20 protein-coding genes are annotated in these 19,677 nt (G+C 66.1%); 10 read left to right on the top strand and 10 right to left on the bottom strand.

Annotation, left to right across the window (positions count from 1 at the left end; translation table 11 throughout):
• Positions 1-650 precede the first annotated feature (650 nt).
• The 4 genes from VXM69_RS02785 (at position 651) to VXM69_RS02770 (ending at position 3,840) form a co-directional block, all read left to right on the top strand.
• Positions 651-1,040 carry a fucose-binding lectin II gene (locus VXM69_RS02785; protein WP_034189645.1) on the top strand — a complete coding sequence of 130 codons (390 nt, stop codon included), beginning with the start codon at positions 651-653 and terminating at the stop codon, positions 1,038-1,040.
• Positions 1,041-1,163: 123 nt separating this feature from the next.
• Complete coding sequence (locus tag VXM69_RS02780) at positions 1,164-1,970, top strand: fucose-binding lectin II (protein ID WP_069705902.1); 807 nt, start codon at positions 1,164-1,166, stop codon at positions 1,968-1,970.
• Between the two features lie 150 nt (positions 1,971-2,120).
• Positions 2,121-2,852 (top strand): fucose-binding lectin II, encoded by a 732-nt coding sequence (locus VXM69_RS02775; RefSeq protein ID WP_367188952.1) that lies wholly within the window; start codon positions 2,121-2,123, stop codon positions 2,850-2,852.
• A gap of 148 nt (positions 2,853-3,000) precedes the next feature.
• On the top strand, positions 3,001-3,840 hold the full coding sequence (locus VXM69_RS02770) for an AraC family transcriptional regulator (protein ID WP_367188951.1): 840 nt from the start codon (positions 3,001-3,003) through the stop codon (positions 3,838-3,840).
• Between the two features lie 55 nt (positions 3,841-3,895).
• Here the strand turns inward: VXM69_RS02770 and VXM69_RS02765 are convergent, their stop codons facing one another.
• The 7 genes from VXM69_RS02765 to VXM69_RS02735 all read right to left on the bottom strand — a co-directional run bounded on the left by VXM69_RS02765 (position 3,896) and on the right by VXM69_RS02735 (position 10,410).
• The gene (locus VXM69_RS02765) at positions 3,896-4,228 is read right to left on the bottom strand and encodes a helix-turn-helix domain-containing protein (RefSeq protein ID WP_367188950.1); all 333 of its coding nucleotides are present in this window, start codon (positions 4,226-4,228) and stop codon (positions 3,896-3,898) included.
• Positions 4,221-4,505: a type II toxin-antitoxin system RelE/ParE family toxin gene (locus tag VXM69_RS02760; protein ID WP_367188949.1), complete on the bottom strand. Its 285-nt coding sequence runs from the start codon at positions 4,503-4,505 to the stop codon at positions 4,221-4,223. The genes VXM69_RS02765 and VXM69_RS02760 overlap by 8 nt, the downstream gene beginning before the upstream one ends.
• 385 nt (positions 4,506-4,890) lie before the next feature.
• Positions 4,891-5,040: a hypothetical protein gene (locus VXM69_RS02755; RefSeq protein WP_154233778.1), complete on the bottom strand. Its 150-nt coding sequence runs from the start codon at positions 5,038-5,040 to the stop codon at positions 4,891-4,893.
• Positions 5,041-5,179: 139 nt separating this feature from the next.
• On the bottom strand, positions 5,180-8,515 hold the full coding sequence (locus VXM69_RS02750; protein ID WP_367188948.1) for an autotransporter outer membrane beta-barrel domain-containing protein: 3,336 nt from the start codon (positions 8,513-8,515) through the stop codon (positions 5,180-5,182).
• 121 nt (positions 8,516-8,636) lie between these two features.
• Positions 8,637-8,828: a hypothetical protein gene (locus VXM69_RS02745; protein ID WP_154233779.1), complete on the bottom strand. Its 192-nt coding sequence runs from the start codon at positions 8,826-8,828 to the stop codon at positions 8,637-8,639.
• A 176-nt stretch (positions 8,829-9,004) separates the two neighbouring features.
• Positions 9,005-9,571 carry a cytochrome b gene (locus VXM69_RS02740; RefSeq protein WP_367188946.1) on the bottom strand — a complete coding sequence of 189 codons (567 nt, stop codon included), beginning with the start codon at positions 9,569-9,571 and terminating at the stop codon, positions 9,005-9,007.
• Positions 9,568-10,410: a catalase family peroxidase gene (locus VXM69_RS02735; protein WP_367189217.1), complete on the bottom strand. Its 843-nt coding sequence runs from the start codon at positions 10,408-10,410 to the stop codon at positions 9,568-9,570. The genes VXM69_RS02740 and VXM69_RS02735 overlap by 4 nt, the downstream gene beginning before the upstream one ends.
• On the opposite strand from VXM69_RS02735, the gene VXM69_RS02730 reads away from it, so the two are divergent.
• On the top strand, positions 10,295-10,753 hold the full coding sequence (locus tag VXM69_RS02730) for a hypothetical protein (RefSeq protein WP_346778199.1): 459 nt from the start codon (positions 10,295-10,297) through the stop codon (positions 10,751-10,753). The two genes, VXM69_RS02735 and VXM69_RS02730, sit on opposite strands and share 116 nt — an antisense overlap.
• A 241-nt stretch (positions 10,754-10,994) precedes the next feature.
• On the opposite strand, the gene VXM69_RS02725 is transcribed toward VXM69_RS02730, so the two are convergent.
• The gene (locus VXM69_RS02725; RefSeq protein ID WP_367188945.1) at positions 10,995-12,362 is read right to left on the bottom strand and encodes a M23 family metallopeptidase; all 1,368 of its coding nucleotides are present in this window, start codon (positions 12,360-12,362) and stop codon (positions 10,995-10,997) included.
• A 289-nt stretch (positions 12,363-12,651) separates the two neighbouring features.
• On the opposite strand from VXM69_RS02725, the gene VXM69_RS02720 reads away from it, so the two are divergent.
• Together VXM69_RS02720 and VXM69_RS02715 are read left to right on the top strand one after the other, a co-directional pair.
• Positions 12,652-13,521 (top strand): mechanosensitive ion channel family protein, encoded by an 870-nt coding sequence (locus tag VXM69_RS02720; protein WP_367188944.1) that lies wholly within the window; start codon positions 12,652-12,654, stop codon positions 13,519-13,521.
• 222 nt (positions 13,522-13,743) lie between these two features.
• Complete coding sequence (locus VXM69_RS02715) at positions 13,744-14,166, top strand: NUDIX hydrolase (RefSeq protein ID WP_034189656.1); 423 nt, start codon at positions 13,744-13,746, stop codon at positions 14,164-14,166.
• 43 nt (positions 14,167-14,209) lie between these two features.
• Here VXM69_RS02715 and VXM69_RS02710 read toward each other — a convergent pair whose 3' ends face one another.
• Together VXM69_RS02710 and VXM69_RS02705 are read right to left on the bottom strand one after the other, a co-directional pair.
• Positions 14,210-15,352 carry a branched-chain amino acid ABC transporter substrate-binding protein gene (locus VXM69_RS02710; RefSeq protein WP_034189657.1) on the bottom strand — a complete coding sequence of 381 codons (1,143 nt, stop codon included), beginning with the start codon at positions 15,350-15,352 and terminating at the stop codon, positions 14,210-14,212.
• 69 nt (positions 15,353-15,421) lie between these two features.
• The gene (locus VXM69_RS02705) at positions 15,422-16,459 is read right to left on the bottom strand and encodes a histone deacetylase family protein (protein WP_367188943.1); all 1,038 of its coding nucleotides are present in this window, start codon (positions 16,457-16,459) and stop codon (positions 15,422-15,424) included.
• Positions 16,460-16,588: 129 nt separating this feature from the next.
• Here VXM69_RS02705 and VXM69_RS02700 point away from each other — a divergent pair, with 129 nt between their 5' ends.
• The 3 genes from VXM69_RS02700 (at position 16,589) to mqo (ending at position 19,633) form a co-directional block, all read left to right on the top strand.
• The gene (locus VXM69_RS02700) at positions 16,589-17,077 is read left to right on the top strand and encodes an Lrp/AsnC family transcriptional regulator (protein ID WP_034189659.1); all 489 of its coding nucleotides are present in this window, start codon (positions 16,589-16,591) and stop codon (positions 17,075-17,077) included.
• 69 nt (positions 17,078-17,146) lie between these two features.
• Entirely contained in the window at positions 17,147-17,452 is a 306-nt protein-coding gene (locus tag VXM69_RS02695; RefSeq protein ID WP_059556397.1) for a hypothetical protein, read from the top strand.
• A gap of 519 nt (positions 17,453-17,971) precedes the next feature.
• The gene (mqo, locus tag VXM69_RS02690; RefSeq protein ID WP_175027251.1) at positions 17,972-19,633 is read left to right on the top strand and encodes a malate dehydrogenase (quinone); all 1,662 of its coding nucleotides are present in this window, start codon (positions 17,972-17,974) and stop codon (positions 19,631-19,633) included.
• Positions 19,634-19,677: the final 44 nt, after the last annotated feature.

Here is a 19,677-nt window from a genome sequence, read left to right as displayed (position 1 = left end):
TAGCGAGAAGAGGGACTGGGCGGCTTGCATGGCCGGAATCAGATCACAGGGCGACCGGGGCTGTCAACCGGGCGCTCGGGATTCGCGGTTTTTGCCGGCACTCAGTGCGGGCACAAAATCAGTCCAGTCCGATAGGCGACGGCCTGCCCCGTCGATATGCTTCACGGGTGCGGCGCCGGTGAGGTCCTATTCATGTTCGGAGTGAGTCGGTCCATCCTCTTCGCCGGTGTCGCACCCGTTCCCCTTGCGATCGGGCTTCGGTGCGGGCGTTCGACGGTGGCCGGTGGGCGCGGCCACGACCGAGATGCTGATGTTGAAACGAAACGCTGCCATATGCGAACGCCGAGCGTCTGCTCCGAAGCCCGATTGTCCGCTGCACCTGCCCGCCACGCTCTCGCCGCGCTACGGCCCGCATCGTTCACGAAAACGATACGCGCATCGACATAATTTCCCGAATACATCGAAAATCGATTCATTAACTGCAATTCATTAAATCGATTAACCTTGATTTTCGATTTACTGAACAATAACCATTCCCGTTCGAATATTTTTTAATTTATTTTTCGCCATGCTTTAACCGTCGCGTTTCAAACGGCAAACGTTTGCGCGACAGCACTCACGCCTTATCCAACAAACCTCAGGAGGCAAGCATGGCCGACTCTCAAACGTCTTCCAATCGTGCCGGCGAGTTTTCGATTCCGCCTAATACCGATTTCCGTGCGATTTTCTTCGCGAATGCCGCCGAGCAGCAGCACATCAAGCTGTTTATCGGTGACAGCACCGAACCCGCCGCGTATCACAAGCTGACGACGCGCGACGGCCCGCGTGAAGTCAAGCTGAATTCCGGCAACGGCAAGCTCCGCTTCGAAGTGTCGGTCAACGGCAAGCCGTCGGCCACCGACGCGCGCCTCGCGCCGGTCAACGGCAAGAAGTCGGACGGCTCGCCGTACACGGTCAACTTCGGGATCGTCGTGTCGGAAGACGGCCACGACAGCGACTACAACGACGGCATCGTCGTGCTCCAGTGGCCGATCGGCTGACCTGACGCGATCGACGACCGACCACCGCCGGCTGGCCGCGTCCACGCCGGCCGGCGGGTTCGCGCCGCGTTCGGCGCCCCCTCACGCCGCCATCCCAGAACCGTGTCATCACCGGAGACTTCCATGCCGCTCCTTTCGGCTTCGATCGTCAGCGCGCCCGTCGTGACGTCGGAAACCTACGTCGACATCCCCGGCCTGTATATCGACATCGCCAAGGCGGAGATTCGCGACGGCAAGCTGCAGGTCATCCTCAACGTGCCGACGCCGTACGCGACCGGCAACAACTTCCCCGGCATCTACTTCGCGATCGCGACCGATCGAGGCGTCGTCGCGGACGGCTGCTTCACGTATTCGTCGAAGGTGCCGGAAAGCACCGGCCGCATGCCGTTCACGCTGGTCGCGACAATCGATGCCGGCAGCGGCATCACGTTCGTGAAAGGCCAGTGGAAAAGCGTGCGCGGCAGCGCGATGCATATCGATTCGTACGCGAGCCTGTCCGCGATCGGTGAAACCGCCGCGCAATCGTCGTCGCACGGCAGCGGGAATCCGGGCACCGGCAACATCGGTGGAGGGGCCGGCGGCGAACGCGACGGCACGTTCAACCTGCCGCCGAACATCAAGTTCGGCGTCACCGCGCTCACCAACGCGGCGAACGACCAGACGATCGACATCTACATCGACGACAACCCGACACCCGCCGCGACGTTCAGGGGCGCCGGCGTGCAGGACCAGAACCTCGGCACGAAGGTGCTCGACTCCGGCAAGGGCCGTGTGCGCGTGATCGTGATGGCGAACGGCAAGCCGTCGCGGCTCGGCTCGCGGCAGGTCGACCTCTTCAAGAAGTCGTTCTTCGGGATCGTCGGCTCGGAAGACGGCGCCGACGACGACTACAACGACGGCATCGTGTTCCTGAACTGGCCGCTCGGCTGATCGGCGGCAGTCACGCAGCTTCGCGATGGCGACGGGGCCAACCACACATTGCGAAACTTTCAAGCAGTCCCACGCTTTGCGCCGCGCGCGGCACGGTGACCCCGGTCACCGGCTGCGCAACGCGAGATATTCCATCGAGACGAGGACGACATGTCACAACCGTTTACCCATGACGATCTGTATGCGCTGCTGCAACTCGCCGGCAACGACGCCACCGCCGTACAAGCCAACGGCGATCAGGCCGTGCTCGACCGGATGCGTCAGTTCATGACCGCGCAGCTGGTCGAGAAACTGCCGCAATACGACGTGTTCGTCGATATCGCGACGATCCCGTACAGCTTCGACGTCGGCAGCTGGCAGAACAAGGTGAAGACCGATGCGGCGGGCGAAGTCGTCGCTTGCACGGTCACGTGGGCCGGCGCGCCCGGCGTGCTGCCCGGCGCCGCCGCCAAATTCGGCGTGGGCGCAGTCGTCAACTATTTCTCGAAGGCGACGCCGCAGCCCGTGCAGCCGGCGCCCGCGCCGACCGGCGGCGAACGCGACGGCATCTTCAACCTGCCGCCGAACATCGCGTTCGGCGTGACGGCGCTGGTCAACTCGTCGGCACCGCAGACGATCGAGGTCTTCGTCGACGACAACCCGACACCGGCCGCGACGTTCCAGGGCGCCGGCACGCAAGACGCGAACCTGAACACGCAGATCGTGAACTCGGGCAAGGGCAAGGTGCGCGTGGTCGTGACGGCGAACGGCAAGCCGTCGAAGATCGGCTCGCGCCAGGTCGACATCTTCAAGAAGACCTACTTCGGGCTCGTCGGGTCGGAGGATGGAACCGACGGCGACTACAACGACGGCATCGCGATCCTGAACTGGCCGCTGGGTTGAACCGCAGCAGCCCGTCGATCATCGCCACGCCGACCGGCGTGGCGATGTGCATTTGTGCAGCCGCCCGATCGCGGCTGCCGCGCAAGAACGATCAAATGCCCCGGCCGCCGATACCATATAGTCCACCCGACACCCTCATTGGTACGCCATGCACCCGGTTGGACAAGCACTCTGGTTTATCGAAACCGAACTGGACAGGGAACTGACGCTCGACAGGATTTCCGCCGATTGCGACATGACGCGCTTCGGCTTCTCGCGCCTGTTCTCGATGAATACCGGCTGGCCGGTGATGCGCTATGTCCGGTCGCGGCGGCTGACGCGCGCAGCGCATGCATTGGCGCAAGGCGCGCCGGACATCCTGCACGTGGCGCTCGATGCCGGCTATGGCTCCCATGAGGCGTTTACGCGCGCCTTCCGCGATCTCTTCGGCATGACGCCCGAGGAGGTGCGGGCACGGCGCACGCTCGACGGATTGTCTGTTGTGGAGCCGCTTCGCATGAAAGAACTGAAGATCGTCGACGTGATGCCGTCACGTTTCGAGACCGCCGGCACGCGGCTGATCGCGGGCATGAGCGACCGCTATACGTTCGAAACCAACGAAGGGATTCCAGCGCTCTGGCAGGCGTTCATCCCCTACCTCGGGTCCTTCCCCGGCCAGCTCGGCGACGTCACGTACGGCGTGTGCTGCAATCCCGACGCGGACGGCAGCTTCGAATACATCGCGGGCGTGGAAGTCTCGCGCGTCGACCGGCTGCCCACGCCGTTTCGCTGGGTCGAACTGGCGCCGCAGCGCTACGCGGTGTTCGAACACGCCGGGCATATCTCGACGTTGCACCAGACCTTCCACAGCATCTGGAACGGCTGGCTGCCGACGTCGGGATTCAAGGCGGTGGACGCGCCCGAGTTCGAGCGCTACAGCGGTGACTACGATCCGGTGACGGGTGCCGGCGTGCTGGAAGTCTGGTTGCCGGTCGAACAGGCGGCGTAAGCGGTCGACTTTGATATCCGCACCTTCGGCTGATCAGCGCCTGACGCCGGCGTGTTCAAGCGAACGAAATGACGAGCTTCTTGCCGCACGCTGCGGCGTACTTGCGCAGCGTCGCAAACGACGGCGAGTGCTTCTCGCTCGAAAACGAAGCTTCGAGCCTGGATACGGCCGATGTCGTAGTGCCCATTCGGGCGGCGACCTGAGCCTGAGTCAGGCCCGCGTCTTTACGCGCGTCGAGCAACGCACGAAGCGCGGTGAACTCCTCTTCCAGCGCATCGTACTCCGCCTTGATCGCCGGATCGGTAAGTAGACGCGCGGTGTCTTCGGCAGTGTGTCGGACCGGTGCATACCGCTCCTCGCTTGCATGCGCGCGGCGGGCGTTAGCCATTGTTACGTACCTCCTTCATTCGCCGGCGGGCGATTCGCAACTCGTCGCCGAATGTTTCCTGCGTCTTCTTGACGAAGGAATGCAGGACGACGAGGTCATACCCCACCTGCATGCAATAGAACACGCGCCCGATGCCCTCGCGACCTCGCGGGCGCAACTCAAACAATCCTTCCCCCATCGCGCGCGAATGCGGCATCCGTAGATCCGCACCGTATTCTTCCATCGTCTCGATCAGTCGGAGGTAGCCAGCAAGAATGCCCTTGGGCAAAGCGAACACATCACGTTTTACTCGTTCGTCGTAGTACAGGATCGTCTACTTCTTCATCGCAATGTTAGCAAATCTGCTAATTCTCATCAAGCTGTCGAGTCCTTCCGGTCAACGCGCCACGTACACGTGACCACCCGCATGTATTGAGACTCCCGCGACAACGCGACGTGCCCGTTGCCGGTCACGAGCCCCGATCAGGTCACGCTCGTCAGGCCAGGTGAGCCGGGTATCTGGCTTCGGTATGTCAATGCGTCTCTACACGCTTCCTTCGGACTCTAAGGCGACCTCCTCGCGATTCGTCAGTTAGCTAAACGATCTAATTCTTGCGTTGCACGTACTCTGAAAAAATCCGCCGTCATCGACAATGGCAGCGGCGTGACCGGCTCGCACACGCTTACTGCTGAATCATCGTCTGCGCGGCCAGCTCGTCGATCAGCGCCGTTATCGCGTGCTGCGGCGCCCGCGCTCCAAGTCGCTGACACACCACTTTCTTCGCGGCATCGAAGGTCGGCACGACCATCGGGCACTTCTCGTCGAACTTCACGATCGCAAACGCATCGCCTCTCCGGATCGGGCTCGCTGCAACGAGCTTCAAATGCTGCATTGTTGCTAGTTGCGATACGCATGCCCCATGCGAGCATCGATTGCCCGCGCCGCAGCCGAATCGCTGCCACGGCGCGCCCTCACCACGCCCACCGCACACCCGCATTCCCCGTGATCGTGCGCTGGTGCTCGCCGCCCAGGTTCGTCAGATAGCTGACCGTCGCATACACGCTGCCGCGCTTCGTCAGTTGCGCGACGAGCCCCGCGCCGACCTGACCGGCCGTCTGCGCGACCTGCGTTCCGATCGTCGTCGAACCGCCGAATGTCGTCTTGTCGTCGCTGCCGAACGAACGCAGCACGTTCACGCGCAGGTATGGCTTCCAGCTCACGCCGTTCGAATCGAACGCGTATTGCAGGCGAGCGCCGATCCGGCCGAGGAATGTGTTGCCGTTGTTCCACGTGACATCCGACACGCCGTCGTTGAACTTGTCCAGCGACAGGTACTGCCACACCAGTTGCGCCTGCGGCTCCAGCGTCAGCCCGTAACCGAGCGCGATCGGGAAGCCCGCTTCGACCGAACCCGTGAACGCGTTGCCGTTCGTCGAGCCGCTCACGTTGTCGTTCGAATGCGTGCGCACCGTGAGTGCACTGCCCATCACGACCGCATCCGTATACCAGCCGCCCGGGCCGATATGCGTCCAGTAACCGCCGAGGTTGTATGCATTGACCTGCAGCGAGCCGACGCCCATGTCCTGCTGTGCGAGAGCAAAACCGTTCACGTCACCGACCGCGCGCGAGAAGCCGAGGAAGAAGCCGTAGTGATTGCGATGGCCACCGGCAGTCGTATCGGCGTAGAGATCCTGCCCGACCTGCATCCCCCACACCGTGCCGTCGAACGACGGCGTCACGTCGCCCTTCTGCTTGATGTCGCTCTTGCCGCCCCACACGCGTGCCCATGACGCGGGCACCGAACCGTTCTCGGCCAGCAAGCCCTGTTCGCCCTGCCGGTCATGGAACGTGTCGATCTGCAGCAGGCCGAGCTGGCGCGCGACGGCCGGCGCTTCCGCGTACAGCGGCACTTCGGGACGGTAGATCGGTTCCGGCTTACCGTCGGCGCCTGCATTGTCGACAGCTTCAACGATCGATCCCGGCGTGCCTTCGGCCGGCGTGACCGGCGGTTCGGTCGGCGGCGTCGGCTGGCCGGGCTCGACCACCGGCGGCTGCGGTTTGGGCGGTACCGTGTTGCGCAGGTACCAGCTGTCGCCGGTGCCGTTCGCCGTGCCGCCCTTCGCGAGGAAGTACGTGTAAGCGCCGGCGCTCACCGTCCCGCCGGACAGCGAGAACGCGCCCGCATTCGTGGTCGCGCCATTCGCCGCCTGCACGACCTGGATGCCGTCGCCGGTCGTCTGCGCGCCGGGACCGCCGACGTTCGTCACCTTCAGCGTGCTCGATCCGCTCGCCGTGCCGCCGCTGACGACCAGCTTGTCGGAGGCCGAGCCGTCGCCGCCGAGATACGTGTTCATCGCGATCGTCGCGTTCTGGCCGACGTAGTTGCCTGCGACCGTCAGCGTGTTGCCGATGCCGCTGCCGCCGAGCTGCACGTGCCCCGCATTGATCAGGTTGCCGTTGATCCGGAAATTGCCGGTCGCGCCGCCTGCAAGGCTCGACAGCGCATTCGCGACCGACAGCGTGCCGCTGTTCGTCACGTTGCCCGTCACGCTGCCATAGCCGCCGAGCGTCGCACCCGATGCCACCGTCACGGGCCCGCCGCCACCCAGCGCCGCCGATGCGCTCGAGCCATCACCGACGATCACGATGCCGGCATTGACGCTCGTACCGCCTGCATGGCTGCTCGCCCCGTTCATCGTCAGTGTGCCGCTGCCGAGCTTCGTCAACGACCCCGCGCCCGTGATGCCTTGCGTCAGCGTCGAGTTGAAACCCTGCGTATCGATCGTGCCGTTATTCGCCGTGATCGACACCGCGCGGCTCGACGCGACATTGAACGCGCTGCCGAGCTGCAGTGTGCCGCCGTTCAACGTCAGGCTGCCCGACGCCGCACCGAGCGCGTTGTCCGCCGCGACCGACAGCGTGCCCTGCATAATCGTCGTGCCGCCCGAGTACGTGTTGCCGCCGGCAGAAGAAGGCGTGACCGTCAGCGTCCCCGCACCGGTTTTCTCCACCGCGCCCGAGCCGCCGATCGTACCCGTGTACGTGCCGGCGCTGTCCTGCTGGAAGCGCACGAGCCCGTTGTCGGTGACGGACAGCGGCAGGTTCGACGCATTCGCCTGCAGCGTCGCGCCCGCGTTGACGGCCGCGACGACCGACGCCGTCGTCGTGCCGAGCGTGCCGATGAGGTTCAGCGTGCCGCTCTGCACCAGCGCGGTCGAGAACGTGCCGGTGCCGGCCCACGTCCAGCCGGTGCCGGCCATCGTCAGGCTCTGGAAGTTCGTGAACGCGTTCGACGCGGTGCCCGTGCCCTGCAGCGTCACCGTGTTGGCGCCGGCGCCGCCGTTCGCCGTGCCGACGATCTGCGAGCCCGTCTGCAGGATCAGCGTCACGTTGCCGTTGCCGCCCTGGATCGCGGTACCGCCGCCGCCCTGGATCAGCCCCGCGTTGGTAATGGTGGTCGCGCCGTTGGTCGACCGCACGCCGATCCCGTTGTTGCTGATGATCCTGCCGCCGGCCTGGTTCGCGATCGTCGCCGTGAACGAACTGCCGAGCGTGTTCGACACGACGGCGTCGACGCTGCCGCCGCTCGTCGCGGTACCGGTCGTCTGGATCGTGCCGCTGTTGACCAGCGTGTCGTTGTTGCCCTGCATGTAGACGGCCGGCGCATCGCGGCCGTTCGACGTCAGCGTGCCGCTGTTGGTGATCGTGCCGTTGCCGCCGAGCAGCGACGCCGCACGCGCGTTGTTGCCGGACGTCGTCACGGTGCCCGTATTGACGATCTGGTTGCCCGCCGCGCCCGGATTGCTCTGCCCCCACGCGGCCGTCATCCCGTACGCGTTGTTGCCGGTGGTCGTGATCGTGCCATTGTTGACGAGCGTGTTGTTGTTGCCGTTCGCGGCCATCCCGTCGTTGTACTGACCGGTCGTCGCGATCACGCCGGCCGCGCCGTTGGTGAGCGTATTGCCGTTGTTCACGCCGAGCAGCACCGCGCCGCGGTTCGCGACGCCCGTGCCGTTGCCGGACATCGACAGGTTGCCGTTGTTGGTGACCGTGCTCGACGTGTCGACGGAGAACGGTGTCGGCGCGGACGACAGCACGTAGCTGCCCGTCACCGTCGAATCGAGGTTGATCGTCACGTTGGTGCTGCCGGCCGTGGCCACGACCGACGGCGCGTTCGCGCCGGTACACGTGACGGTCGTGCCGCTGCCCGGCGCGGTGGCCGAGCATGTCGCATACGTACCAACCGGCATTGCGCCGGTCAGGATCGCCACTCCACCCAAACCCAGATTCCGCGCCTTTCTTTTCATTTTTCCGCTCGCATTTATTGGTGACGTTATTGCTGCAAATCGGTGCGTGAACCGGGTTATATCACCTGTCTCGAAATAATCGCAAGATGCGATTGCGTGATATCGGCAATCACGCGGCGATTCATTTCGGATTGGGAAACAAGCGAAACGGGCTGGGCTGCTGCTTTGCAGCAACCCTTTGCGCGACGGCGCGGCGGCCGCGCGGCGGGGAAACCGGTTGAATTTGCCGGTTTGGACGAAAACGCTGAAAGTGCGGATGACGGATTTCGGGCGATTCGGAAATACTGACGCAATGCCGCCATTCGTTGGCCATGCATTGGCGATATGCCGCTCGACGATGCTGCTCTGCACGATGCGGACGACCCGCATCCGGTACACCCGCTCGCCGATTCGATTGTCGAACCGGCCGATACGTATTCCAGCTTGCCGGACGACTGTCGCCGGACCCGTCATTCGACAGGCTCCGGCGACAGTCAGACACTGGGCCGCTTATCCGCGTCGGCGCTCGCCTCGTGCCATGCTCGAGAAAACGCCGTCCCGGTAGATCCACGCATGAACCAGGGCAGCCGACAGATGGCCCACGACGACGACGAACAGCAGTCGCGCCAACAGGCCATGCGCATCGCGCAGCCATGCGAAGAGGGTCGGACTGGCCGGCACGATCGCCGGCAGGTTGACGCCCTTGAACAGGACGATCGGGAAACCGCCCGCCGACAGCAGCGCCCACCCGATCAGTGGAAGCGCCAGCATCAGCGCATACAACATCCAGTGCGATGCCTTCGCGGCCAGCCTCTGCCAATGCGGGAGATTCTCGGGCAGTGCAGGCGGCCGGCTGTGCAACCGGTTCGCGACGCGCAGCAGCGCGAGCGCGAGGATTGCGATACCCAGCGGCCGATGCAGGTCGATCAGCCAGATTCGATGATGCAACGACGTCATCATGCCCGCGCCGATGAACAGCATGGCCAGGATCATCGCGGCCATCAACCAGTGCAGACCTCTCGCCAGCGCATTGAAATGGCGCGGCACGCCGCCGCTCGCGCGCTTTTGCGTACTCATTTGACCTCCTGCTTGCCGACCGCTTCGGTCGCCTTGCCGTAGCCGATTTCCCGCTCGCGGCGATTGAACGAATGCGCGTATGCGCCCGAACGCGCATTCAGGATCGGATCGTTCGACACCTCGACGCCCGCGGGCACGATCGAAGGATCGAAGTTGATGTCCCGGCAGGCGCCCTCCGCCTGCTCGACGACGCCCGTCATTTCCAGCGTGCCGGCGACGATCTGCTTGCGATCGGCCGGCCACGGCTGCGATGCGTCGTCCACGGCATCGCCGGGCTGCGCGAGCTGCAGTACGTAGTCCCAATAGAGCGGCTTCCGCGCGAGCCGCGCGCGCACGCCTTCGAACAGGAAGTCGTGGTCGGCCTTCCGCCGTTGAACATCGCTCAAGGGCACGAACGGATCATGCGGGCGCATCATCCAGCGCACCGCTTGCCGGTGCCCGTCGGCGGCCACGAGATAAAAGGCGTTGACGCTATGGAACGTCGCGCCGGCGAAGCTGCCCGGTGCCGGTTCCCGTGCCGCCCATTTCATGAACTTCCCTGCCTCCGGGTACGCCTTCAGAAAAGCGGCTACCCGCTCCGGGTCGGGTTGGCCGGTGGCCGGATCGGGAGCCGTTGCCCGCTGCATCGCCAGAAAACCTTCCGGTTCGTGTGTCGCGAAGTACGGCTGGTTGTTCATGGCCATCCGCCATTGCTGCTTGTCGTCGGTCGTCAGCAGCAGGGCCATGCTCAGCGTCGTCGTGGAACTGTCCGCCGCATGCGGACTGCCGGTCCCGATCGAGAGCCGCCCGACGACGGGAATATCCGCCTGCGTGAAGACGCGCGCGGTCGACAACGGCACCGCCGCGCTGTCGGGACGAAAGGTGCCGGCGAAACAGATGCCCTTGCCGTGCGCGCGGCGAAAGCCCGGCGGAAACGGCTGCGGCGTCTCGGACACCAGCGATGCGCTCGTCGTGCGCGATCCGATCCAGCCCGCCGCCCACGCGAGCGCGGACGTCAGTGCGCCGGCCACGACCGCGATCGCCGCCAGTGCGCTCCAGGTGCGTTTCGATGTGAGGTCAAGTTTTGACATAGATGGTTTTTCATCCCGTTGTGTCGTCGCGCATTCCGCGCCGCGGCCGTCGACACATGAAGCGTCGACACGCCTGCGGACACCATCCGGCGCGCGCGATCGAGCCGATTGACGCGCGAACGCGACAGCGACGATCACCTGCGGAAATCGCCATGCGCGTTGCATACGAAAATCTTAGCGACGGGACGAAGACGGGTACATCGGACTGGGCTGAAAGCACCGGACGGACGTAGGCCCCGTCCTGCCGTACGAGCGCCGGCGACGCGCACATTCGGTGGCGACGGAGCACCGGTTGGCCCACGCAACGATGCCGGTCATTGCGACCGGCATCGACGGACTTCGGAGGCTGGCGGTCAACCCGCCCGCGGCGCATCGACCTTCGACATTGCCACCGGCTGCGCCAGCGCCGCCAACGCCAGTTGCGTGCGCGCATCGCGCGCCACGCGGCGGAACGCCACGCGTTGCTCCCCCTTGAGCTTCGCCGCTTTGGCCGCCTGCACCAGCGCGATCGGATCGACAAGGCGGGCATGCCTGCGCACCTCGAAGTGCAGATGCGGGCCGGTGGCCGTCCCCGTGCTGCCGACCGCACCGACGCGCTGGCCGCGCACGACCCGCATGCCGGTTCGCAACGCCGGGTCGAACGCCGACAGGTGCGCGTAGTACGACGCATAACCGCCGTCATGACGGATCACCACGTACTTGCCGTAACCGCGCGGCTCGGTGCCGATGAACGTCACGACGCCGCGCTCCGACGCATGCACCGCGCGACCGGCCGGCGCCGCGAGATCGACGCCGGAATGCACGTGACGCGCGCCGCTCACCGGATGCACGCGCGCACCGAAATGCGAGCTGATCCGCGTCGCGGCGACCGGCATGGCAAACCGCGAACCAGCGAGCGGCATGCCGTCGAGGTCGTAGTACGCGCCGGGCGCGCGCGCATCGGGCACGAACCATACGGCCGCGACCCGCTGCCCGCGAAAGCGGATATCGAGCGCCGTCACGCGTGCACGGCCCGGCTGCTTCGCCCTGCCGTCGGATTCGAAGGCGACGCGGAAGGTGTCGCCGGCCGCACCACGCTGCGTCGGATCGACGCGTCCGGCCAGCAAGCGGGTGATCTGCGCGGCGACGCCGGCCGGCAGTTCGGCGCGCGCCGGCGACGCCCGCAAGGTGCCGGTGATCGCGCCGGCACGGGTGCCGCGGCTGGGCGGCGCGAGCGTGAACGCCTCGGCCGATGCGAGATCGACGGCGGGACGCCCGGGCGCCGATGGCGGATCCAGCGCGGGCAACGGCGACGCAAGGCCGTAATCGAACCGCGCTGCATAACTGCGTTCGACCGCGCCGCGTGCCGCCTCGCACAGCACGCGGTAAGCCACGCATGCACCGAAGCGGGCAACGGGGCCGTCGCGCTCGGCGGCCGGCGGCCCGTGCAACGCGTACGATGCGTACGCGACGTCGAGCGGCACGACCGACGCGCGCAAACCGCCCCACGTCGTTCGGGCGGAACTGAAAAAAGGCACGCCGGCAAGGTCGCTGGATTCCGCGGTCGCCGGTGCGAAGGCGGCATCGTGCACCGCTTGCGCCGCCGACCCGTGCGCGCCGGCCACGCAGGCCGCCGCGGCGACACCGCGCATCAGCGCGCGGAGCGTCGGAAAACATCGGACGCCGCGCTCGGCGGGTCGACCTTGTTCGCGTGCGAGACGGGAACGCAGGTCTAACCGCATGACGTCGTCACTCGCTATCAATGAAAAATCGGGAAAAAACACGGAAAAACCGGGCATCACGAACCATGATCGGCGCGGCCCGGCAACTTGAAACCGAGTGTATCGGCGTACCCACTTCGGCTAAATAGGACCAATCTTATTTTTGGAAAATGCCGTTTAGTACACGAACGAAATTGCGTTTCCACCGTCCGACCCCGTGCAATCGCGCGAACCGCCGTGCGCCGGGTAGAGTCGAAGGCTGCCTGCGCACGACATACCGCGCCCCCTGTCTTCAACCCGGAATCCCGTCATGTTTCTCGATCAATTTCATCCGGAACGCTGGACGTTCCTGTGGAAAGCGTTGTCCACGCTCTCCCTCCGGCTCTGCGCCGGCCTGGCGCTGCTCGTCGCCGGCTGGTGGCTGTCCAAACGCATCGGCCGCTGGCTGAACCGGCTGCTCGCGAACAAGGAACGCGTCGACGACACGCTGCGGCCGATCCTCTGCGACGTCGCCGTCTGGGGCATCCGCATCGTCGCGATCGTCGGCGCGCTGTCGCAGCTCGGCATCGAGACCGCGAGCCTCATCGCGGTGCTCGGGGCCGCCGGCCTCGCGATCGGGCTCGCGCTGCAGGGCACGATGCAGAACATCGCGGCGGGCATCATGCTGTTGCTGCTGCGGCCGTTCAAGGTGGGCGACTACATCGACGGCGGCACCGGCGTCGCGGGCACCGTCGACGAGGTCGGGCTCTTCATGACGCGGTTGACGAAGCCGGACGGCATCTGCGAATACGTGCCGAACAGCGCGCTGTGGGGCAGCGCGATCCGCAACTACACGCGCAATCCGACGCGCCGCCTCGATCTCGAAGTGGACGTGTCGGTACACGACGATATCGATCGCGCGCTCGACGCGCTGCGCGCGCTGGCCGCGGCCGATCCCGACGCGCTGCAGGATCCCGCGCCCGACGTGATGGTGATGCGCTTCGACGACAGCACGGCCGTCGCGAACCTGCGCGTGTGGACCCATACCGACACGTTCTGGGCGATGCGCTGGCGCCTCGCACGCCAGGTGCGCAAGACGCTCGCCGACGCGGACTGCGCGCTGCCGATCCGCACGCGTGAACTGCACATCGTGCACGACGCCGAACGCCGCACGGACGGCGCACGCGCGCAGCGGGTGTAAGCGGCGGGGACATCGCTCCGGAGCGATGCGCCCGCTGGCCGCGCTCAAATCAGACTTGTCTGATTCACTGCGCGTGCAACGCTCGCCACAATGAGCGTGCCGGATGAAGCGGTCATCCCGTCCGGCACACGCCAGTATCCATCTCCGTTCTTCGCCGCTCTTGCCGAGCGGCGTTTTTTTGCCCGTCGATTCGACACGCGGGCATTCAATCGGGAAACCCGCATGAAAGAACGCGCCACCGTGCTGTGCCGACGCGGCGACCGGATCCTCCTGGTCGCCCGGTTGAATGCCCGCTGGGTACTGCCCGGCGGCACGCCGCGGCCCGGCGAATCGTTGCGCGACGCCGCGCGCCGCGAACTGCTCGAGGAAACCGGGCTCGCGTGCGGCAATGCCCGCTATCTGTTCCGGATCGCAGGCGCGCACAAGGTGCACCACGTGTTTCTCGCCGAGATCGATCCGGATGCGATCGCGCGCCCGATGAGCGAGATCGCGCATTGCGCGTGGATCGACCGCGAGTCCGTCGGGTCGCTGCATTGCAGCCGGCCGACACCGCTCGTCGTCGAACTCGCGTTCGACTGGCTGCGGCAGCCGCGCCTCGTGCCCGGCGTGATCGACCACGACGTGTTCGCCGATATCGCGGCCTGAGGTCCGCGCGCGCGACGGGCGCGCGATACCGGCGCGTACCGCGTCACATCTTCACGATGTCGAGCAGCGCCTTCTTGCCGCCCCTGTACGTGAACACCGAGATCGCGCCGTGCTTCAGGTCGCCCTGCGGCGTGAAGCTCGTCTCGCCGATCACGCCGCGATAGTCGGTGGCCGGCATCGCGGCCAGCACCTTCGCCGGGTTCGTCGAATTCGCGCGCTTCATCGCGTCGACGATGATGTACACCGCGTCGTACGAGAACGGCGCATACACCTGCATCGGCTGGTGATAGCGCGCTTCGTAGCGTTTCGCGAATGCCGCGCCGCCCGGCATCTTCTCGAGCGCGATGCCGGCTTCGGAGCACACGACGTTGTCCGACGCCGGGCCCGCGAGCTTCGGCAGGTCGGTCGAGCACACGCCGTCGCCGGCGAGGAGCTTCGCGCGCAGGCCGAGCTGGCGTGCCTGCTTCGCGAGCGGGCCGCCCGTCGCATCCATTCCGCCGTACATGATCGCGTCCGGGTTCTCGCCCTTGATCTTCGTGAGGATCGCGCGGAAATCGATCGCCTTGTCGTTGGTCGCGTCGCGCGACACGACCTTCATCCCGGCCGATTGCGCGGCCTTCTCGAACTCGGTCGCGAGGCCCTGCCCGTACGCGGTCGCATCGTCGACCACGGCGACCGTCTTGATGCCCAGGTGCTTCGCCGCATACATCGCGAGCGCCGGCCCCTGCTGCGCGTCGGTCGCGACGACGCGATAGGTCGTCTTGAACCCCTGCTGCGTGTACGTCGGATTGGTCGCGGCCTGCGAGATCTGCACGATGCCGCCGTCGCGATACACGCGCGACGCCGGGATCGACGTGCCCGAGTTGTGATGGCCGACGACGCCGACGACCCTGTCGTCGACGAGCCGCTGCGCGACCTGCGTCGCGGTGCGCGGATCGCCCGCGTCGTCCTGCGCGTCGAGTTGCAGCGTGACTTTCCGGCCGCCGATCGTCAGGCCCTTCGCGTTGATTTCCTCGACCGCGAGCCGCGCGCCGTTCTCGCTGTCCTTGCCGAGATGCGCGATCGCGCCGGTCAGCGGCGCGACGTGCCCGATGCGCACGATGTCGTCCGCATGCGCGGGCCATGCGGCCAGTGCGCACGTCAGTGCGGCCGCGGTGGCGAGTGCCGTCTTGTGATGCCGGTTCATGCCTGTCTCCTCCTTAATCACGCTTCGTTCGTGTCCGGATCCGTCGTTCGTCGAAGGCCGCGCATGCGCTCACGCGCGCCCTTCGAATCCCAGCAGGACGTTCACCGCGTTGATGCCGATCTCGTCGACCATGTAGCCGCCTTCCATCACGAACAGCGTCGGCAGGTTCAGGCGCGCGAGCGCCTCGCCGATCCGCAGGAAGTCGGGCGAGCGCAGCTTGAAATGGCTGATCGGGTCGTGCTCGAACGTGTCGACGCCGAGCGACACGACGAGCAGGTCGGGCGCGTGCCGCGCGATCGCCGCCGCGGCGCGGCCAAGCGCCGCCGAGTAGGTGTCCCACTGCGTGCCCTTCGGCAGCGGCAGGTTCAGGTTGAAGCCTGCTCCCGCCCCCTCGCCGCGCTCGTCCGGATAGCCGGAGAAGTACGGGTACGACACCGACGGCTCGCCGTGCAGCGACGCGAACAGCACGTCCGGCCGCGTGTAGAAGATGTCCTGCGTGCCGTTGCCGTGGTGGAAATCGACGTCGAGCACCGCGACGCGCGCGGCACCGCTCGCGATGCCGTGCTGTGCCGCGATCGCCGCGTTGTTCAGGTAGCAGTAGCCGCCCATGTACTCGCGGCCCGCGTGATGGCCGGGCGGGCGGCACAGCGCGAACGCCGCGCGCGCGCCGCCGCCCGACAGCAGGTCGGCACCGGTGAGCGCCGAGTTCGCGCTCGCGCTCACCGCGTCCCACGTGCCCGCGTTGATCGGCGCGCCGGCATCCATCGCGAAGAAGCCGAGCTTGCCGTCGATGAAATCGGGCAGCGCGGCCGACGCCGGCATCGCGCGCACCGGCCACACGAGCGGCAGCGCCTGGCAGGTGCGGCCGGTCGCCGTCCATTCGTCCCACGCGCCGGCGAGGAAATCGACGTAGCGCGCGCTGTGCGCGCCGGCGTAGCTTGCGCGGTCGAACGCACGCGGCGCGATCACGTCGCCGAGGCCCGCCGTGCGGACCTGCGCGAGCACCGTTTCGGCGCGAAGCGGGTTTTCGAACGACTCGGTGATCGCGCCGTCCTTCAGTTCGACGCCGCGATGCAGGTGGTGATCGCTGCTGTAGACCGTGAGCATGATTGACCGTTGCCGTGATGACCAGGGGAATGGGGTGGTAACAGTCTATTGACGCCGGCCGGCAATAACTTTGCTTTTCGCTTCTTCGTTTCGTACAATTTTGAGAAATCTGTCTACGAGACACCGGATATGAGCAAAAATCGCGCTTCGGTTGAACTGGACGGTGTCGACCGCGCAATGCTCCGCCTGCTGCAGGAAGACGGCGCGCTGTCGAACGCGACGCTCGGCGAGAAGCTGTCGCTGAGCGTCACGCCGTGCTGGCGCCGCCGCAAGCGGCTCGAGGACGAGCACGTGATCACCGGCTACCAGGCGAACCTCGACCGCCGCGCGCTCGGCATGAACGTGTTCGCGTTCGTGCAGGTCACGTTCAACATGCACTCGGATCAGGATTCGGATCACTTCGAGGAGGTGATGCGGCGTCACGACGAAGTCACGTCGTGCCACAAGATCACCGGCGCCGCCGACTACCTGCTGCAGGTCGTCGCGGCCGATCTCGACGCGTATGCGGAATTCGTCGAGCGCGTGCTGCGAAAGCAGGCCGGCGTATCGTCGATCCAGTCGAGCCTCGCGTTGCGCGAGGTGAAGTTCTCGTCGCGCGTGCCGGTGCCGGACGCGTGATCGATCACGCGTCCATGCGCCCGTATGCGGGCATCCGCCACCGATCGTCATCCCATGGAGCGCTACCCGATGAAACGTTACCTTCCCGCCGCGTCGTTGGCCGCCGCGATCGCCTGCGCATTCGCATTGAGCGCCTGTGCCGCGCAATCGTCCGCGCCGGCCAGTGCATCGGCGCCGGCCGGTCCCTCCGCGCAAGCGGCTCCGCCGATCGTCGGCGGCGATCGCGACGCACACGGCTGCATCGGCTCGGCCGGCTACGCATGGTGCGAGCATACGCAGCAGTGCGAGCGTCCGTGGGAACTCGCGAAGGCACATGGCTTCGCGAATTCGGCACCGGCCTACGCGCAGTTCTGCCGGAACGGCGAAGCGAAGTGAAGTGATTCGACGTGAACGGGGCGCGGTGCAACGCCGCGGCCCGATGACGTACCCGCGTGGCGCACGGCGTGTCCGTCGCCCGCATTTCGCGCTTCCGACCCCGCCGGTTTTCCCGCCTCGCGCACCGTCATTCCGGAAACCCGGACACGCAAAAACCCCACGAAAACAGGGGCATTCGTCGTCTGCGACACGTTGTCCGAGTTCGGTTATATTACGCGCCCCTTGCCACCCCGCCCCCGCAAAAACGCATCGCGCGCGGCGCCTTTCCACGCAGCCTGAAGCGCGTTCCGCCGAGGCTTGCCACAAGGGCCCGGGCACGTTGCGCACCCTCGCGATGCTGCGATTGCCTGCCCGCGGGAAGCCGATCCGAAGGTGTCCTTCCGAACGGCTGCGCGTGCGCAAATGCAACGGCGCATCGCGTCGATCCGGAATTCCGGATTCGCGATCCGGATCTCCGGATCCGCATGCCGGCGCAATGGAACCGCGCGCCGGGCGGCATGGCAAACCGATGTATCCAAGTTGAAAAAGGGATCTGCTGTGATCAAAACGTTACGGGTAATACTGTCGGCGCTCGCGCTGTGCGTCGCGACGTCGTCCGCGCACGCCGCCGATACGAAGAAGGTCGACGTCCTGCTGGTGGGCGGCGGCATCATGAGCTCGACGCTCGGCGTCTGGCTGCACGAACTCCAGCCCGACTGGTCGATGACGATGGTCGAACGCCTCGACGGCGTCGCGCTGGAAAGCTCGAACGGCTGGAACAACGCCGGCACCGGCCACTCGGCGCTCGCCGAACTGAACTACACGCCGGAGAAGGCGGACGGCAAGATCGACATCTCGAAGGCGATCGAGATCAACGAGTCGTTCCAGATCTCGCGCCAGTTCTGGGCGTGGCAGGTCAAGCAGGGCGTGCTGAAGAACCCGCACTCGTTCATCAACTCGACGCCGCACATGAGCTTCGTGTGGGGCGACGACAACGTGCGCTTCCTGAAGAAGCGCTACGAGGCGCTGCAGGCGAGCCCGCTGTTCCGCGGGATGCAGTATTCGGAAGACTACGACCAGATCAAGCAGTGGGTACCGCTGATGATGGAAGGCCGCGACCGCAACCAGAAGGTCGCGGCGACGTGGACGCCGATCGGCACCGACGTGAACTTCGGCGAGATCACGCGCCAGTTCGTCGGCTACCTGAAGACGCAGCCGAACTTCACGCTGTCGCTGTCGAGCGAAGTGCGCGAGATCACGCGCAATGCCGACGGCACGTGGCACGTGTCGTGGGTCAAGCTGCACTCGGATGAACCGCCGCAAGCCGTCGACGCGAAGTTCGTGTTCATCGGCGCGGGCGGCGGCGCGCTGCACCTGCTGCAGGCGTCGGGCATCCCCGAGGCGAAGGACTACGGCGCGTTCCCGGTCGGCGGCTCGTTCCTCGTGACCGACAACCCCGAGGTCGTGAAGCAGCACCTCGCGAAGGCCTACGGCAAGGCGTCGGTCGGCTCGCCGCCGATGTCGGTGCCGCACCTCGACACGCGGATCATCGACGGCAAGAAGATCATCCTGTTCGGGCCGTTCGCGACGTTCTCGACCAAGTTCCTGAAGAACGGCTCGTACTTCGACCTCGCGAAGAGCACCAACCTGCACAATGTCGCGCCGATGATGCGGGTGGGCGTCGACGAATTCCCGCTGGTCCAGTACCTCGCCGGCCAGTTGATGCTGTCGGACGACGATCGCTTCAACGCGCTGAAGGAATACTTCCCGAACGCGAAGAAGGAAGACTGGCGCCTGTGGCAGGCCGGCCAGCGCGTGCAGATCATCAAGCGCGACCCGGTCAAGGGCGGCGTGCTGAAGCTCGGCACCGAGATCGTCGCGTCGCAGGACGGCAGCATCGCGGGCCTGCTCGGCGCATCGCCGGGCGCGTCGACGGCCGCGCCGATCATGCTGAACCTGATGAAGAAGGTGTTCAAGGACAAGGTCGCGACGCCCGAGTGGCAGCAGAAGATCCGCCAGATCGTGCCGAGCTACGGCACGAAGCTGAACGACAGCCCGGCGAAGGTCGTCGAGGAATGGACCTACACGAGCGACGTGCTGCAGCTGTCGCCGCCGCCGAAGATCGACCTCGGCGTGCCGTCGCAGCCGGCCGGCAACGCGCCGGCCCGCCCGGCGAAGGCGTCGGCCGACATGGCGCTGTAACGCGCCCGGCCCCGTTTCGCCACGCCGCACGGCCGCCCTCCGGG

It is taken from the genome of Burkholderia sp. Ed8, from assembly GCF_040761425.1.
GTDB classification, from domain to species: Bacteria; Pseudomonadota; Gammaproteobacteria; order Burkholderiales; family Burkholderiaceae; genus Burkholderia; species Burkholderia seminalis.
This window is presented reverse-complemented; position numbering and strand designations above follow the sequence as displayed.

Bases quoted from the DNA above. Each gene is read 5' to 3' on its own strand.
- VXM69_RS02785 (WP_034189645.1), top strand. From the start codon at position 651: ATGGCCGACTCTCAAACGTCTTCCAATCGTGCCGGCGAGTTTTCGATT.
- VXM69_RS02780 (WP_069705902.1), top strand. From the start codon at position 1,164: ATGCCGCTCCTTTCGGCTTCGATCGTCAGCGCGCCCGTCGTGACGTCG.
- VXM69_RS02775 (WP_367188952.1), top strand. From the start codon at position 2,121: ATGTCACAACCGTTTACCCATGACGATCTGTATGCGCTGCTGCAACTC.
- VXM69_RS02770 (WP_367188951.1), top strand. From the start codon at position 3,001: ATGCACCCGGTTGGACAAGCACTCTGGTTTATCGAAACCGAACTGGAC.
- VXM69_RS02765 (WP_367188950.1), bottom strand. From the start codon at position 4,228: ATGGCTAACGCCCGCCGCGCGCATGCAAGCGAGGAGCGGTATGCACCG.
- VXM69_RS02750 (WP_367188948.1), bottom strand. From the start codon at position 8,515: ATGAAAAGAAAGGCGCGGAATCTGGGTTTGGGTGGAGTGGCGATCCTG.
- VXM69_RS02745 (WP_154233779.1), bottom strand. From the start codon at position 8,828: ATGGCCAACGAATGGCGGCATTGCGTCAGTATTTCCGAATCGCCCGAA.
- VXM69_RS02740 (WP_367188946.1), bottom strand. From the start codon at position 9,571: ATGAGTACGCAAAAGCGCGCGAGCGGCGGCGTGCCGCGCCATTTCAAT.
- VXM69_RS02730 (WP_346778199.1), top strand. From the start codon at position 10,295: ATGCTCAGCGTCGTCGTGGAACTGTCCGCCGCATGCGGACTGCCGGTC.
- VXM69_RS02725 (WP_367188945.1), bottom strand. From the start codon at position 12,362: ATGCGGTTAGACCTGCGTTCCCGTCTCGCACGCGAACAAGGTCGACCC.
- VXM69_RS02720 (WP_367188944.1), top strand. From the start codon at position 12,652: ATGTTTCTCGATCAATTTCATCCGGAACGCTGGACGTTCCTGTGGAAA.
- VXM69_RS02715 (WP_034189656.1), top strand. From the start codon at position 13,744: ATGAAAGAACGCGCCACCGTGCTGTGCCGACGCGGCGACCGGATCCTC.
- VXM69_RS02710 (WP_034189657.1), bottom strand. From the start codon at position 15,352: ATGAACCGGCATCACAAGACGGCACTCGCCACCGCGGCCGCACTGACG.
- VXM69_RS02705 (WP_367188943.1), bottom strand. From the start codon at position 16,459: ATGCTCACGGTCTACAGCAGCGATCACCACCTGCATCGCGGCGTCGAA.
- VXM69_RS02700 (WP_034189659.1), top strand. From the start codon at position 16,589: ATGAGCAAAAATCGCGCTTCGGTTGAACTGGACGGTGTCGACCGCGCA.
- VXM69_RS02695 (WP_059556397.1), top strand. From the start codon at position 17,147: ATGAAACGTTACCTTCCCGCCGCGTCGTTGGCCGCCGCGATCGCCTGC.